This window comes from Streptomyces sp. NPDC088730 (assembly GCF_044751215.1).
In the GTDB taxonomy this organism is placed as follows: Bacteria; Actinomycetota; Actinomycetes; order Streptomycetales; family Streptomycetaceae; genus Streptomyces.
Genome location: NZ_JBIVLK010000008.1, coordinates 293,504 through 308,837 on the forward strand (window position 1 = coordinate 293,504; position 15,334 = coordinate 308,837).

Annotated in this window: 13 protein-coding genes and 1 pseudogene; 6 read left to right on the forward strand and 8 right to left on the reverse strand. The window is 71.9% G+C overall.

All coding sequences use genetic code 11. From position 1 onward, the window contains the following. Positions 1 to 28 precede the first annotated feature (28 nt). Both ACIP89_RS24705 and ACIP89_RS24710 read right to left on the reverse strand, forming a co-directional pair. Positions 29 to 550 carry an ATP-binding protein gene (locus ACIP89_RS24705; protein WP_401924196.1) on the reverse strand — a complete coding sequence of 174 codons (522 nt, stop codon included), beginning with the start codon at positions 548 to 550 and terminating at the stop codon, positions 29 to 31. 85 nt (positions 551 to 635) lie between these two features. Further along, positions 636 to 2,612, reverse strand: coding sequence for a discoidin domain-containing protein (locus ACIP89_RS24710; RefSeq protein WP_402116738.1), 1,977 nt, complete (start codon positions 2,610 to 2,612; stop codon positions 636 to 638). A 230-nt stretch (positions 2,613 to 2,842) separates the two neighbouring features. On the opposite strand from ACIP89_RS24710, the pseudogene ACIP89_RS24715 reads away from it, so the two are divergent. Next, positions 2,843 to 3,062: pseudogene (locus tag ACIP89_RS24715) on the forward strand (2-phosphosulfolactate phosphatase); the annotation flags it as partial. 337 nt (positions 3,063 to 3,399) lie between these two features. Here ACIP89_RS24715 and ACIP89_RS24720 read toward each other — a convergent pair. The 5 genes from ACIP89_RS24720 to ACIP89_RS24740 all read right to left on the reverse strand — a co-directional run bounded on the left by ACIP89_RS24720 (position 3,400) and on the right by ACIP89_RS24740 (position 9,883). Continuing rightward, positions 3,400 to 4,719 (reverse strand): nucleobase:cation symporter-2 family protein, encoded by a 1,320-nt coding sequence (locus tag ACIP89_RS24720; RefSeq protein WP_402116740.1) that lies wholly within the window; start codon positions 4,717 to 4,719, stop codon positions 3,400 to 3,402. Positions 4,720 to 4,738: 19 nt separating this feature from the next. Continuing rightward, positions 4,739 to 5,677 (reverse strand): isopenicillin N synthase family dioxygenase, encoded by a 939-nt coding sequence (locus ACIP89_RS24725; RefSeq protein ID WP_402116742.1) that lies wholly within the window; start codon positions 5,675 to 5,677, stop codon positions 4,739 to 4,741. A gap of 363 nt (positions 5,678 to 6,040) precedes the next feature. Then, positions 6,041 to 7,366, reverse strand: a complete 1,326-nt coding sequence (locus ACIP89_RS24730; RefSeq protein ID WP_401926186.1) for an amidohydrolase family protein — start codon at positions 7,364 to 7,366, stop codon at positions 6,041 to 6,043. After that, positions 7,363 to 8,697: a uracil-xanthine permease family protein gene (locus tag ACIP89_RS24735; protein ID WP_401926183.1), complete on the reverse strand. Its 1,335-nt coding sequence runs from the start codon at positions 8,695 to 8,697 to the stop codon at positions 7,363 to 7,365. Before ACIP89_RS24735 ends, ACIP89_RS24730 begins: the two co-directional genes overlap by 4 nt. A 259-nt stretch (positions 8,698 to 8,956) precedes the next feature. After that, positions 8,957 to 9,883 (reverse strand): NmrA family NAD(P)-binding protein, encoded by a 927-nt coding sequence (locus ACIP89_RS24740; RefSeq protein ID WP_402116743.1) that lies wholly within the window; start codon positions 9,881 to 9,883, stop codon positions 8,957 to 8,959. 101 nt (positions 9,884 to 9,984) lie between these two features. On the opposite strand from ACIP89_RS24740, the gene ACIP89_RS24745 reads away from it, so the two are divergent. From ACIP89_RS24745 to ACIP89_RS24755, 3 genes are all read left to right on the forward strand, one after another. Then, complete coding sequence (locus ACIP89_RS24745) at positions 9,985 to 10,599, forward strand: TetR/AcrR family transcriptional regulator (protein WP_401924176.1); 615 nt, start codon at positions 9,985 to 9,987, stop codon at positions 10,597 to 10,599. A 434-nt stretch (positions 10,600 to 11,033) separates the two neighbouring features. Next, entirely contained in the window at positions 11,034 to 11,768 is a 735-nt protein-coding gene (locus ACIP89_RS24750; RefSeq protein ID WP_402116745.1) for a DUF1266 domain-containing protein, read from the forward strand. Beyond that, positions 11,765 to 12,946: a DUF1266 domain-containing protein gene (locus tag ACIP89_RS24755; RefSeq protein ID WP_402116747.1), complete on the forward strand. Its 1,182-nt coding sequence runs from the start codon at positions 11,765 to 11,767 to the stop codon at positions 12,944 to 12,946. The genes ACIP89_RS24750 and ACIP89_RS24755 overlap by 4 nt, the downstream gene beginning before the upstream one ends. Positions 12,947 to 12,968: 22 nt before the next feature. Here ACIP89_RS24755 and ACIP89_RS24760 read toward each other — a convergent pair whose 3' ends face one another. Beyond that, positions 12,969 to 13,475 (reverse strand): cupin domain-containing protein, encoded by a 507-nt coding sequence (locus tag ACIP89_RS24760; protein ID WP_401924170.1) that lies wholly within the window; start codon positions 13,473 to 13,475, stop codon positions 12,969 to 12,971. A gap of 138 nt (positions 13,476 to 13,613) precedes the next feature. Between ACIP89_RS24760 and ACIP89_RS24765 the strand changes: the two genes are divergently transcribed. Both ACIP89_RS24765 and ACIP89_RS24770 read left to right on the forward strand, forming a co-directional pair. Then, complete coding sequence (locus ACIP89_RS24765; protein WP_401926174.1) at positions 13,614 to 14,048, forward strand: RrF2 family transcriptional regulator; 435 nt, start codon at positions 13,614 to 13,616, stop codon at positions 14,046 to 14,048. A 53-nt stretch (positions 14,049 to 14,101) separates the two neighbouring features. Continuing rightward, positions 14,102 to 14,965, forward strand: coding sequence for a DsbA family protein (locus ACIP89_RS24770; protein ID WP_402116838.1), 864 nt, complete (start codon positions 14,102 to 14,104; stop codon positions 14,963 to 14,965). Positions 14,966 to 15,334: the final 369 nt, after the last annotated feature.

Genomic DNA, 15,334 nt, shown 5'->3' on the forward strand with positions numbered 1-15,334 from the left:
CCTGCCGCCTGCCGCCTGCCGCCTGTCCTCAGCCGTTGACGGCCTCCGCGATCTGCTGGGCGGACTGGGCGGGGGTGAGCCGCGTGGTGTCGACGACCTCGGCCTCGCTGTGGAGCCACGTGCGGGCCGCCTCCGCGTAGGGCTCCAGGTACTTGAGGCGGAAGGTGGAGGGGCCGAGATGGGCGTCGCCCTCGATGCGCCCGCGGAGGGTGTCCTGATCGGCGTGGAGGACGAAGTGCCTTACCGGAATGCCATGGTGGGCGAGGCCCGTGCTGATCTCGCGCCAGTACGGCTCGACCAGGACCGTCATGGGCACCACCAGGGTGCCGCCGGTGTATGCGAGCACGTGGCGGGCGGTCTCGACGACGAGCGGCCGCCACGGCGGCCAGTCCTGGAAGTTGCCCGTCCAGGGCAGCCCGGGTTTGATGTCCATGAGCATTCCGCCGACCTGCTCGGCGTCGAACACCCGTGAGTCCGGGATCAGCTGCTGCACGAGGGCGCTGGTCGTCGTCTTGCCCGCACCGTGGGTGCCGTTGAGCCATACGATCATGGGATCCGATAGTAGGTGCTGTACGGGCCGCGGTCGTGGTCGGCCCGTACAGCGTAGAGGGGTCCCCGGGCCCCGCCCCGGTGGCTCAGGCCGCGTAGACCTTGAGGCCGGAGAGCTGGGCGGCCGGCCAGCCGGTGTTGGCCGTGAAGGTCAGCCGTACGTACCGGATGGGTGAGCTCGCCGGCAGGGTGAGGGTCGCGGTGTTGCCGCTCGCCGGGTCGAAGCGGTGGTCCGCCGCGGCGAGCAGTTGACCGGAGGCGCCGCTGTCGATGCCGCCATGGACCGAGACCGTCTGGGAACGGGCGCCCCAGGCGCTGGACGGCGGCAGGGTGAGCACGATCCGCCGGACGGTGGTCGCGGCGCCGAGATCGACCTGGATCCACTGCGGGAAGGAGTTGTTCGCGGACTCCCAGTAGCTGTTCGGGTCATCGTCCACCGCGTTGCCGGAGCCGTAGCCCTGGGTGTGACCGCTCTCCGCGGTCGGCCGGCGCAGGGCCAGGTCCGTGGTGCCGCCGCCCGCCGCGGTCGTGGCGGTGACCCGGTTCGACGGGAGCGAGACGCCGCCGGCCGCGTCGAGCGCGACCACGTGGAAGACGTAATCCGTGGCCGGGGCGAGCCCGGTGACGGTGAACGAGGTGCCGGTGGCGGCGCCCACCTGGGTGCCCGACTGGCCGTCCACCCGCAGCACGCGGTAGCCGGTGACACCGACGTTGTCGGTCGCCGCGTCCCAGGCCAGCGTCACCGAATTGCTGCTGCGGTCGGTGACCCGCAGCCTCGCCGGGGCGGTGGGCGCGGTGGTGTCGGATCCGCCCGGGGTTGTCGGCGGGGTGGGCCGGACCGGGGTGAGGGCGATCTCGCCCTTCAGCATCCGGCCGCCGTCGCCGGTCAGTCTCAGGTAGTAGTCGGACGAACAGGCGGTGCCGTCCTCGTCCAGCGCCAGGAACCCGGAGCCCGTCGGAACCCACGCCTGGGTCTCGGCGGTCTTGGCGATCTGGTTGCCCTCGTTGTACTCGTCGAACATCGATATGTAGATGCCCTGCACCCCGGCCCGGCACATGTTGTAGAACTGCCGCCACATGAAGTCGCCGTGCGCGCGCTGCCGGCCGGACACATCGCCGGGCAGCACGCACGGCTGGTAGTCGATGTGGTGCGCCGCGCAGTCCGCCTCGTCGCCGACGGTGTAGGTGGAGTAGGCGTTGTCGGAGTCGCCGGCGTTGCCGATCGCGCCGACCATCCACGGGGAGATCATGTGGAAGGCGTGGTAGACGTCCGTGTACCCGGTGCGCGTTCCCGCGCCACCCGTACGCCATTCGCGCGGCACGCCGCCGATGACGTAACAGCCCTGGGCCTTGAACCAGTTGATGACGTCCAGGCAGGCATCGGTGGAGAACGGGTGGTTCTCGTCGTTGAAGCCGAAGCCCCAGATGCACACCACCGGCAGCCCGTTCTGGGTGGCGTACTGGGGCGAGGCGGTGTGGGCCTTCATCTTGTTGGTCCAGTCGGCCTTGATCTCCGACCGCATGCCGGTCCAGCCGGTGACGTCGTACATCACGTAGTACTTCACGTCGTGCGCCTCGGCGGCGGAGCGCACCTTGACGGCCATCGCGTCGCGGGTCGGGCCCTCGCCGCCGGTCGGGTTGAAACGCTGCAGCGCGGCCGTGTCGATGCCGTACTGCCGCATCCACTGGAAGTGGGTGTCGACGGTCTGCTGGTCGTAGGAGGAGAACAGCGCCGCCGGCTGCCCGTTGCCGAGGTTGGCGTAGGCCGTGGGGTAGCTGTGCGTGTACTCCCGCATGTCGGGCCAGCACTTGGTGCCGGTGTTCGACGGGGACGGCGGCCGGCCCCAGTCCTGGGTCCAGTGCCACCAGCCGTTGATCGGGGCGCCGTCGCCGGTACAGGCGAACCAGCCCTGATAACCGACGGTGACCTTCCCCACCACGTCGCCGGGCGGACTGCCGGCGGCCACCGCGGCCCCGGCCAGGGCGGTCTGCGTGCCCCCTGCCGCGCCCACGGCCGTGACCGCGATCACCGCTTGCATGAATGTCCGGCGTGTGACGCCCATCAGGAATCTCCTCGACTAGGTCAACTACAGCTGTCCCAGGGCTAGTTGGGAAGCCGGTGGGTCAGGATTCCGCTGCGGGGATCGTAACGACACGGTTACGCGTCGGCAATAGTGCGCGCACATTGCGAAAATATCGACGGAGATGACGCAAGAAATGTTGTGCTTTGAACGGTGACCGGATACCTGCGCGATCATGAACGGATGGACGCCCATGTCGCCGTACCGCGGGACTGTTCGAAGTCCCTTCCGTGGCCGTTGTGGTGGACGTCATGCGCGCCGACGCGGTCGCTGCCTGGGTCTTCGCCCTGCGGGGCGGAGAAGATCGGCCTTGCCGATCCGCGGGCCGGGGCGCTGACGCTCAAGGCTCGCCGTCCGGACTGGGTGACGCTCAAGGACGGTCCACCCGCGGCCGGGTTCGGCGTGGTCGACCCGCCGGGCCTGTTGAGCTCCGCCGGCTGAGGGCGGAGATGGACGGTGCACGAGCGGGCACCGACGGGCGGTGCGAAGACGAGCTCGCGGCAACGGTGGCCGTTCGGCACCTCGACGCGGTTCCACGGCTCCGGCCGGCACCGGAAGCCGATCGCGGCCGGCGGCGGTCCGTCACGCGCTTCGTCGATCGTCGTCATCCGCACCCGCACGTCGACGCAGTCCTTGGCCGACAGGGCGGTCCAGCTGAAAGGTCGGAGGCGACGTGCGTTTCCGGTTCACCGCCGCCGAGTTCGCCGTGCCGCGGCAGGTCGCCCGAGCGGGAGCCCGAGGTGATTGCGGCATCGGTCCGGGCACGGATTCAGGCCGGCACGTCGACCGGTTCCGCGCGCCGGAAGTGCGCCGGTCCCCGTCCGTTGAACGCCAGGTTCAGTCCGAACGCCACCAGCGTCGCGCTCGTCACCGGCGAGCCCAGCACGATCCCCACCCCTTCCGGAAGCCTGCTGTACAGATCGGGGGCCACCTCCGGGGCCATGCCGGCACCGATCGACACGGCCACGATCAGCAGGTTGTGCGTGCCGTCGAAGTCCACCGCGCGGAGCGTGCCGATGCCGACGGTGGCGACCGTCGCGAACATCACCAGGCCCGCCGCACCGACCACCGGCTCCGGCAACCCGGCGACCAGCGCGCCCAGTTTGGGGATCAGCCCGAGCACCAGCAGCAGGCATCCCGCCACGGTGGCGACGTGCCGGCTGCGGACCTTCGTCATCGTCACCAGCCCGACGTTCTGCGCGAACACCGTGTCCAGAAAGGCGTTCATGACGCCGCCCAGGACACCGGAGAGGCCGTCCGCCGCCAGGCCGCGTGCCATGTCCGCGGTTGTCAGCCTCCTGCCGGTCAGCTCCGCGACCGCGAGGAGATCCGCCGTCGACTCCGCGAAGAGGACGAGCATCACGACGCACATGGAGAGCACCGCGACCGCGGGGAACCGCGGCGCTCCGAAGTGGAAGGGAGCGCTGACCCCGATCCAGTCCGCCGTACGCGCGGCCGAGACGTCCACCAAGCCGAACGGCACCGCGACCGCCGTCCCCGCCAGCACGCCGAGCAGGACGCCGGTCCGGGCGAGGAAGCCACGGCCGAAGCGGGCGACGAGGAGGATCACGATCACGACGAAGGCGGCGAGTGCGAGCCGCGAGGGCGCGGCGTGGTCGGCGGCCTTCGGATCGCCGCCGACGATCAGGTTCACCCCGACGCCGATCAGCGCGAGCCCCACCACCGTGATCACGACCCCGCTCACCAGCGGCGGGAAGAAGCGCACCGCCTTCGCGAACGGATAGGCCGCCAGCAGGCCGAAGACCCCCGCCGCCAGCATCGACCCGTACACCGCCTGCAGTCCGTACTCCCCGGCTATGAGGATCATCGGCGTCACCGCCGTGAACGCCGCGCCCGCCATCACCGGCATCCGCACCCCCAGGATCCGGCCGACCCCGGCTCCCTGGATGATCGTGACGATGCCCGCGACGAGCAGGTCGGCGTTGATCAGCACGGCGACCGTCGCCGCGTCGAGACCGGCCGCCGCGCCGAACACCAGCGGCACCGTCACACACCCGGTGTACATCACGATCACATGTTGCAGACCGAGCACCGCGAGCCGTCCGGGACCGCTGCTTCTGGTGGACACCGTCACGTCACCCTCCCCTCTAGCGTGCGAAGTTGGCGGCTATGCGCTGCTGGATGTAGTCCGCGGCGGTGATCGCCGGGTAGCGGCCCGCGGGCCCCTGGATCACCACGTCACGGTCGGCCTGCGCGAAGAACGCGATGCTGTGGCGGGCCGACCGGTCGTCGCCGGGGCCGGGCGACTTGACCCGGTGGAAGTTGGACGGCAGCCGGTCGTCGCTCCACCGCGTCAGCATGTCCCCGATGTTGCAGGTGATCACGGTGTCGGCCGGTTCGACCGGCGTCCACTCCTGTGCCTCGGCCTCCTTGCCCGGGCACACCTGGAGCCCGCCCTGCCCGTCGCGCTGGAACAGCAGCGTCAGACAGTCGAAGTCCGTGTGCGCACCCGCGCGCCAGACGTCCGCCGGGATCACGACGTCCTCGGGGACCGCGAAGTAGTGCAGCATGCGCAGCGTCGACTGGTACTGATCACTGGCCGGGTCGTGGGCGCGCGTGAAGAACCCGTCGGGCAGGCCCAGCCTGTCGGCGAAGCAGGACAGCACGCGCATCGCCAGTTCCCTGCACCGCGCCTCGAAGGCGAGCGAGCGCTCCCGGAAGCCGGGCAGCGCCTCGTCCGGCCACAGCCCGTCCATGTGCGGCCGGGTCAGCTGGTACGACTCCTTCTGGTCCGGCGTCCCGACCGACGGACGGATCTGGGTCATGGACTCCCAGCCCGAGTTGAGTCCCTTCTTCAGGGCGTGCCGGGCCTTGGTCTCCTCCGGCAGGGCAAAGAACCGCTCGGCATCGGCGAACGCCCCTTCCACGGCGTCCTGTCCGATGCCGTGGTGCACGAGCTGGAAGAAGCCGATATCGGTGGCGGCGGTCCACAGCTGTTCGGTGATCTCGGCCTTGCGGCTGTCGAAGTCGCTGAGGTCGATCCTGCGGATCTCCCGGCCGGAGGTCTCCGTCCCGGCACCGCCCATGCGTGTCTCCCTGGACAGCTCGGCCAGACTGTAGGTCGTCCCAGCCGTCCCGCTCGATTCAGCCGTCTCAGCCGGTTCGGCCCTCGCCGTCGACGCGGTCGTCTCTGCTGTCTCAGCGGTCGCTTCAGCCGTCTCAGTCGTGTCAGTCATCGCGGTGTCGCTCCTCGAAGCGATCGTGGGTTTCCGGGATGCAGTCACCGCCCCTGCACTCCCCACCGCGGACGCTCAGAGGCCCGCGGGCACGGTCGCGGCGGACCCCTTCGCGGGTCCGGCGCCGTGGGCTGGTGCGGGCCCCGTTGCCCCGGGGCCCGCACGCGATGTGTTCAGCCTGCCCGGCGGGTGTTTCCGCCGGGGACCACGGTGTTACGCCGCCGTAAAGCTCAGCCCGGCCGCCAACTGGGCCGCTGAGAGCCGGACATGCTCGCCGTCCCGCACCAGGACCTCGCCGTCGACCATGACCGCTGCCACGGTCCGGCTGCCCGCACACGTCAGCAGCGTGGCCCCCGGATCACGTACCGGAAGGCAGGCGTAGTCCCTGCCGAAGCGGTGGAGGACGAGGTCGGCCTGCATGCCGGCGCGCACGCCGTCCGGGCGCTCCTCCAGGCCGAGCACGTGGTTCGCCCCGTTCCAGGCCAGCGAGAACATCTCCGGGAACCCGAGCAGGTCCGCCTTGCGGTGCGCGGCACGCTGCAGATAGGCGCCGATGCGCAGGGCCTCCATCATGTCCTGGGTGTCGTTGCTCGCGGCGCCGTCGACGCCGAGCCCGACCCGTAGCCCGGCGGCCAGCATCTCCGGCACCGGAGCGATCCCGCTGCCCAGGCGCATGTTGCTGAGCGGGTTGTACGAGACGCCGACGCCGTGCCGGGCGAGCGTCGCGCGGCCCGGCGCGTCGAGCTCCACGCAGTGCACGGCGAGCAGCCGGTCCCACAGGAACCCGGCCCGCTCCAGATACTCCACGGCGCCGGCCCCCGTGTGCTCGCGGCACATCGTGTCGTCCGTCGTCGTCTCCAGGAGGTGCAACGAGACGGGCAGGCCGCGCTCGTCGGCGTACGCGCGCACCGCGGCCATCCCCTCGGGCGTCAGACACCGCGGGTTGGGTACGGCGACACCCACCCCGACCCGGCTGCCACGCGCCGCCGCGATCAGCTCGTCCGTGTGCGCGAGCGCTTCCTCCAGCGGCTGCATCAGCCGCGGGTCGAAGCCCCATGCGCGGCCGCTGTCCGCCCGGTCCGCGACGCCCCGGCACAGCACGGCCCGTATCCCGCTGTCGCGCAGCGCCCGCAGGACCGCGTCGTGCACCCCCGGCGACGGGTGCGGCCACATGTGCTCGACGAGGGTGGTGGTACCGCTGCGCAGCGCCTCGGCGGCGGCGGCCGCCGCGGTCGCGTAGGCCCGCTCGGGGGTGAGCAGGGCCGCCTCCTCGCCCAGGGCGCTGAGCCACGCGAGCAGCGGCAGTCCCTCGCCGATGCCGCGCAGACCCGCCTGGAAGAGGTGTGTGTGGGTGTTCACCAGGCCGGGGACGAGATGTCCGCCGGACCCCTCCAGAACCCTCTCCCCCCGGGGGAGTTCACCCGCCGGTACGAGAGCGCTGATCCGCCCCCCGGCCAGGTGGACGTCCGTGCCGGTCCGCCAGCGGCCCTCGCTGAAGACGGTGACGTCGGTGATCGTGTCGATGCCGGATGTCGTCATCGGGTGTCGTCCTTCCGGAACCGGGGCGTGTGGTGGAACAACAGGTTCAGGGCGAAGGCGACGATGCCGGTGACGGCGATGCCGCTGTCCAGGACCGTGCGGGCGAACGAGGGGAGTGGCGCGTAGAAGTCCGGAGCGCCGACCGGGATCATCCCGAGCCCGAAGGCGAGCGCCGCGGTCAGCAGGTTGCGGGAGTCTGTGAGGTCCGCCCGCGCCAGGACGCGCAGACCCACCGCGCCGACCATGCCGAACATGACCAGCGAGACCCCGCCGAGGACCGGGCCCGGCACGGCGGCGACGGCCGCGCCGAGAACCGGTACGAACGCGAGCACCACCATCAACGCGCCCGACAGCGCGACGACATGGCGGCTGCGCACCCGCGTGACGCTGACCAGACCCACCGACTGCCCGAACGTCACGACAGGGAACGAGGCCAGCGCTCCCGACACCGCGGTCGCCACCCCGTCCGCGCGCAGGGCCCGCACGACGGTGGGCGCGTCGTCGCCGCGTCCGACGATCTGCCCGACGGCGAGTGTGTCACCGACGGACTCGACCATGTTCACGAGCTGTACGACGAGCATCGCGACGATCGCCGGGACGACGAACGCGGGCGCTCCGAAGGCGGTCGGGTCCGGCACCGTCACCGTGTGCGCGTCCGCGACGGCCGATCCGTCGAACAGCCCCAGCGGCACCGCGAGCACGGTCCCCGCGGCCAGGGCGACGAGCACGGAGAACCGGGCCAGGGCGGGCGGCGCGAGCCGCTCCACCAGCACCACGAGAGCCACGGTCACCGCCGCCAGGGCCAGCCCGCGACCACCCGGGGCGCCGTGGCCGCCGGCGACGAGCCCGGCCGCCGACGGCACCAGCGAGAAGCCGATCACGGCGATCACGGTCCCGGTCACCAGCGGCGGAAACAGGTGCAGCCACCGACCGAACCACGGCGCGACGGCCAACGTCACCAGCCCTGACACGATCGTCGCCCCGAACACCGCGGCGAGCCCGTGTTCCCCGCCGATCAGCACGGCCGGCGTGATCGCCGTGAACGTCGAGCCCATCACGATCGGCAGCCGGGCCCCGACCCGCATCACACCGAGCGACTGCAACAGCGTGGCGAGCCCGCTCACCAGCAGATTGGCACTGATGAGCAGCCGTATCCGGTCCTCGGGCAGATCGAGCGCGGTGCCCACGAGCAACGGCATCGTCGCCATGCCCGCGTACGCGACCAGCAGATGCTGCAGGCTCAGCGGCACCAGCCGGCGCAGCGGCGGCCGGACATCGACGGGGTGCGGGCCCGGCGGCGCGGGCGCGACGGCATGCGTGGACACAGCCATCGTTCCTCCCTGAAAGCTCGGCGGAAGACGGCTGGTTAGCGCCGGGGGCCGGAGCCCCTCCACGCACGCCGGCCGTTCGCAGCCATGACCGGCGTAGGAGAGACCGTAGGGACGGAGTGTTTCCTCCGGGTTGCCGTCAGGAATCCCACGTGTACGGCCCGTTCCGGTCCCGGCCGGGCGGAAGGCGACGATCGCGGACTGCCGGGCAGGTGCTGCGGCCCGGACCTCGGGGCGGATCCGCCACAGGGTGTTCCGTGACCTACGCGGTGGGGCTCATGTAGGTGCGGGCCCAGGTCTCGAAGGTGGTGAGGGGGATGCCGAGGTCCCGGGCGTACTGGGGGCGGCCCGGCTGTTCGGCCACGTTGAGGTACTCGTGAGTGGCGCCCGATCCGGGCATCCCGGCCGCCCGGGCCTGTGCCTCGGTCATGTCCGGTGCCGTCAGGCGCGTGCCCAGGGCCCGGGAGAGGACCCCGGCGATCTGTGTCATCGACAGGTGGTCGCTGGCCAGCTCCAGTTCGACCTTGTCGAAGGTGTCCGGGTCGGCGACGGCTGCCGCGGCCGCGGCTCCGATGTCGTCGACCGCGACCAGGGACAGGCGGGTATCGGGGTTCAGGACGCTGACCAGGCCCCCTTCGATGCCGCGGGGGAACAGGAAGGCGCTGGAGGGCAGGAAGTTCTCCATGAAGAAGCCCGGCTTGAGGAGTGTCCAGTGCGGGAAGCCCGCCGCCCGGACCAGTTCCTGGATCGCGGCTTTGGCCCCCAGGGTCCCCTCCATCGAGGCCCAGCGGCCCTCGGCCCAGCCAGGGGTCTCGACGTGCTGTCCGGCCCCGGTCACGGAGGTGTGGACGAAGTGCGGCACGCCGGCCTCGCGGGAGGCCTCGATGAGGTTGCGCGCCTGAGTCACCTCCCCGTCGAAGTCGAAGCCGTCCGCGGTCAGGGCGGGCATCTGCACGGAGAACACCGCACGGGCGCCCGCGGCGGCGCGGGCCAGGGACGCACGGTCGTCGAGGTCGCCGGTGACCAGTTCGGCCCCCAGCTCCTCGACCGCTCGGGCCCGCGCCGCCGTGGCGTCACGCACCAGGGCACGGACGGGAGTTCCCGCGGCGAGCAGGGCGCGTGCGGTAGCGCCCCCCTGTTTGCCGGTGGCGCCGGCGACGAGCACGGGTGCTGCGGATGAGATCGGCATGGTCACTCCCGGGAGGATAAACGGCGGGGGTCGCCGTTTCGTGTTGGCTACAATATGGCAGACCCCGCCGTTTAGTGGAACGAAATCTGGAGACCGCCGCCATGCCCGGACAGCGCGCCGACGCCCGGCGCAACTACCTGCGCATCCTCGCGGTGGCGGAGGAGGAGGTCGCCGCACATGGCGCCGACGCGTCCTTCGAGCAGATCGCGCGCACCGCGGGAGTCGGCTCGGCCACGGTGCGCCGGCACTTCCCCTCACGCCTGGCGCTGCTGGAGGCGGTCTCCCGTGAACGGGTCGACGCCCTCGCGGCGCACGCCCGCGAGCTGGCGGACAGCCCCGGCGGCGACCGGTATGCCGTTCTGATGGAATGGTTCGATGAGGTCGTCGCCTACTGCGTGCGAGCCCGCGGACTGGCGGTCGCACTCGCCTACGACGGGTCCGTGCACGACAACAGCTGCTCGACGACGCTCCAGGAGGCAGCTGGACCGCTACTGGGTGACGCCGCGCGGGACGGCGCCATGGACCCGGATGTCACAGCGGCCGACCTGATCACACTGGCCGTCGGCTTCGCGATGGCCACAGAACATCACCCCGACCCCACGGCCTCGGCGAGGCGGCTGCTCCGGCTCACGACCAAGGGACTGAGTCTGCGGAACCCGCCGCGCGCAGCGGGCAATTCCCACCTCACCCCGCCGGCCGCCGGAGGCGTTCCGTAGGATCCGGACGTGACGAGGGGAACGGGAACGACGGAGACCGGGGTGCCCGGGGCAGGGGTGCGGCTGTCCGGGTGGGGGCCGCCCACCGGGACCGAGCGGCTGCTCCACGAGACGGCGGCGGCCGGCGACCGGGACGCGATGCTGGACGCCCTGGCCCGGAGCACGCTCTACGTGCTCGTCGCCCGGCTGCACGCGGACATTCCCGGCTACGCTCCCCTCCTCACCGCACACCCGGATCCCGTGACGCCGGGCCGGATGTGTGTCACCGCGCATACCTCCGGCACGCTGCCGTCCTGGCACCCGGAATGGGTGTCCGAGACGATCGACCTCGACGGGCTCAGGCGCCGCTGGCCGGACGGGGTGCGGTGGCTGGTCATCAATCCGGGTACGCCCTATGCCGTCACTGTCGCGGCCGGCCCGGGGCGTCGCCGGGCGTGGCAGAAGGCCCATGGCCGGTCCCCGGGGCCGGCCCGCTGCACGGCCCGCTCGCGCACGGACTGGCCCTCGGCGCCCATCTCGCCGTACACAACGGCCTCGTCTGGAACGAACTGGGAGCCACCTATCAGGGGTACTCGACGGATCGCGCCCGGCTTCGCAATCCCTGGGGAGTGCTGGACCGCGCGGCCTACCGGAAGACTCTCGAAGCACTGCTGACCACCCGGCTCGTCGGCCGTACCTACGAGTCTGTGCTCCAGGTCCGCAGCACCCTCGCGGTGCGTCTGGGCCGGACCCCCACCGTCCCGGAGTGGTCCGCCGCGCTGACGCGCCGCCGGCCCGCGCCGGCCGAGGCAGCCGAGGCCCAGGAGGCACTGCGGCTGGCCGTCACGTACGAGGGCAGGCTCCGCGCGGACGGCGCCCTCGGCGCCGACGAACGGGTCGACACGCTGGCCGCCTTCGACTACGGACGGGCCGTCAACGTCGTACGGCTCGCGCTGGGTGCCCGCCTCTGCGACCCGTACGAAGCCGAACAGGCCGTGCTGCGGATCGGCGCCCTGGCCGGGCAGGCATACAGCTCCTGGTCGCGGTTCTCGCTCGGCTACTCGCTGGCCCGCGCGATGCACTTCGACGAGGACGACCAGTCCGGGGTGACGTACGAGCAGTCACTCGCGCAGCACCGGATCCTGACGCAGGACCCCGACAGCCCCTACCGGAACATCGCATGGTCATGAGTACTCCGCCCTCGTACCCCGGCCACCCTGCCCACGGCGTCCCCTGGGTGCCGCCGTCGATAACGGAACATCTGCTGTACGAGGCGGGAGCACGCGGTGACGCGGAGGCCCAACTGCGGGTGCTGGCCGGTGAGGAGCTGTACATCGTCGCGCCGAAGTCCGAGGCGGACGCCGCTCCCGACCTGATCACCTGGCGCCCGTACCGGGACGGGACCGGCCGGAACTGCCGGCCGGTACTCACCCGTGGGATGCTGCCGCCCTGGCACCCGGACTGGGTGTTCCACGGCGTCTCCCTGAGGTGGGTGGCGGAGTTCGACTGGCGCGACCCGCACCAGCTGCTGTCCGTCAACACGGGCACCCCCGCCCAGCTGCTCTTCCCGGCCACACCCCCGCACCGCGCGATGTGGCGGCGCTACCACGCGGAGAACGACCGCCCGGGAAAGGACCGGCTGATCGCGCTTCGCCACGGGGCGCTGCGCGGCCCGCTGGCCTACGGGCTGGCCTGCGGAGCGCATCTGGCGGTCGGCAACGGCGTGCCCTGGAACGAGGTGGGCACCGTCTACCACGAGTACGTGTGCGAGCTGGAGCTGCTGCGCGACTCCTGGGGCATTACCGAACCGACGGGCTGGCGAAAGGAGTCGGACGCCCTCCTGGACGCGCGCACCGGCCCGGCCGAGCCCGACTTCGTACTCAGGGTGCGTGAACAGCTCGGGGCCGGACTGGGCGAGCCGCCGTCCGCGGACCTGTGGCGCGAAACGGCCGCCGGACACGCCCAGGACATCGGGGTGGGCCATGACACGGTCAGGGGCATCGAGGAACTCGTACGGCGCATCGTCAGGTACGAGGCCCGGTTCCGAGCCGACGGGCTGCTCCCGCCGGACGGCCGGGTCACCACGACCGTCGCCTACGACTACGGACGGGCGGTGAATCTGGCCAGATGGGGGCTGTCCGCCCGATTCTGCGTTCCGCACGAGGCGGAGCAGGCCATCGTCCACGCCGGCGCGCTGAGCAGATCGGACTACCGTTCCTGGGAGGACTTCTCCGCGGGGTACGCGCTGGGCCGCGTACTGCGGTTCGACGGCGAGGACTACGGCGACTACTACCGGAGCAATGTCACGGCGCACCGTCTGCTGACGGAGAGCGGAGGCAGCCCGTGGCGGAACATCCCCTGGCGCTGACTCCGCGGTCGCGTCCCGGCCGTCACGCCTGCGGGTCGCCGAGCGCGTACAGCCGGGGAAGGTTGACGACGATCGCCTCCTGCGTGCTGCGGGCGATGACGACCACGGCCTCCTCTGCCGGGTCGGGGTTCTCCTCCCGGTGCGGCACGAAGGGCGGGACGAAGATGTAGTCGCCGGGTGACGTGCGCAGCCGCACCTCCTCCGGCTCGCCGCCCGAGTCGTCCAGGAAGACGAACTCGGGGTGTCCGCTGACCACATGGATGGCGGTCTCGGACTCACCGTGGTGGTGGTCGGAGGAGGCGGTCGCGGGGGCCACGTGGGTCTGGCCCATCCACAGCCTCTCCGCTCCTACGGTCTTTCCGCTGACCGCTGCGAACCTGCGCATGCCTCCGGTCTGGGCGGTGTCGCCGTCCAGGGCGTCCGCACGGATGTGGTGCACCCGGCTGCTCAGGGGCGCGACCGACTGGCCGGGGGAGTCGTGGAGGTGAGGGTGGAACCCTTCACCGGGGGTCGTCAGCGGCTCGCTCATGGCAGGGACGCTAGAGCGGTACGGAAAAGGATGTCAAGAGGTGTCCATTACCCTTCACCTGCGGCAATGTTGCCGCAATGCAGGTCCGGGACGCCGCGAAGCCCTTGTCGCGGGAGGGGTGTCGGGCATGATGTGGGCATGCATATCTCCGCGAAGGCGGACTACGCCACGCGGGCCCTCCTGGAGCTCGCCCGTGAGCCTGGCCGTCCACTCACCTGTGAGGCCATCGCTTCCTCACAGGAAATCCCGTTCCGGTTCCTGAAGTCCGTCGTGGGCGAACTGCGCAGGGCCGGCCTGGTGCGCAGCCAGCGCGGCTGCGAGGGCGGCTACTGGCTCGGCAGGCCGGCCGGCGAGATCGCCCTTCTGGATATCGTGCGTGCCGTCGACGGCGAAGTGATCACCTTGCGCGGTGAGTCCCTGGCCGCGCTCGACTACCCCGGCCCGGCTGTCGGCCTGCCCGGTGTGTGGCGGCAGGTCGAGGCGGAGGCGGCGGCGGTCCTGGGCGGACGCACCCTGGCCTCCCTGCTGCCCGCGGGTGCGCTGGAGCGGCAGTCCGGGGTCGGCGTCTCGTGACGGGCACGCCGCAGCCGCCGCCCTTGGTGGAGGTGGTGGAGTACACCGATCCGATGTGTCCCTGGGCCTGGGGCTCCGAGCCCGTGTTCCGCCGCCTGCGGGCGGCCCTGGCGGGGCGGGTCCACTGGCGGCGGTCGTACGCCGTCCTGTTCGACGTCGATGACGATCCGCCGCCCGACCCGGCGGCCGAGACGGCCTGGTACGCGGGCTACGTGGAGGAGATCAGCTCGCACACCCTGGCGCCCCGCGCGGCCCGGCTGAGCCGGGTCGCGGCAAGCTCCTGGCCCTCCTCGCTCGTCGCGAAGGCCGCGGAGCTCCAAGGGCCCGGCGTGGCCGAGCGGGTGCTGCGGCGGCTGCGGGAGAGCGTGTTCGTGCTCGGGGAGCCGGCGGACACCGGCGCGCTCGCGCTGTCCGCGGCGCGAGGTGTGCCCGGACTGGATCCGGGCCGGCTGAAGTCCGACGCGGCCTCGGGCGAAGTGCTCGAACGGGTACGGGCCGACCGGGCGGAGGCGCGCCGCCCGGTCGCCGAAGTGCTGTCCGTGCGCGACGGATCGCCGCACCCCGGCGCGGCCAGGCCGACCCCCGACGACGGGTTCCGGTACGCGCTCCCGACCCTTCTGTTCCGCTCGGCGGCCGGGTACCGGGTGGTGCCCGGCTGGCGGCCCTTCGCGGCCTACGCGGCGGCGGTCGAGGAGCTCTGCCCCGGGCTGCTGGAGCCTCCGGTGCCCCTGCCGCCGGCCGAGGCCCTGGAGCGTTACCGGAGCCTGACCGGGCCGGAGGCGGAGCTGCTCACCGAAGGGGGCCTGCCGCCGTCGGGCGCGGTCCGGGTGGATACCGGGAACGGGCCGGTGTGGCTGCACCCCGGGGAGGCCGCGGTGCACCCGGCCACCGGTCCCCGGCCCCCGGCAGGGCTCTGATCTGCGGTCAGAGACCGTTCCACCGAATGAGACACCAATTGGTGTCCATTGACAGACGCCGACGCCTGCCAGCAGGATGTGCACCATGTTCACGACGCACCCCGGTGTGGTGTGCCGATACGTGGATCTTCGGCGCACCTCCAGCGCACTCTGTCGCTGATCGGCCACCGCTCCGATCCACAGGCCCCGCCTGACGCCCGCCGGCAGCACTGACTGCCCGTTGCGGCGCCGAGCCGCGCCTGTCCCCGCACTTCCTGCCTTCGCGTTCCGCCGCGCACCGTCGCGCACCGGATCCCGCACCCCGGCCCGCCCCTGAGCCCCGGCGCTTCCCATGGAGCGCCGTCCCACGCACGGCCGGGCCTCCCACCC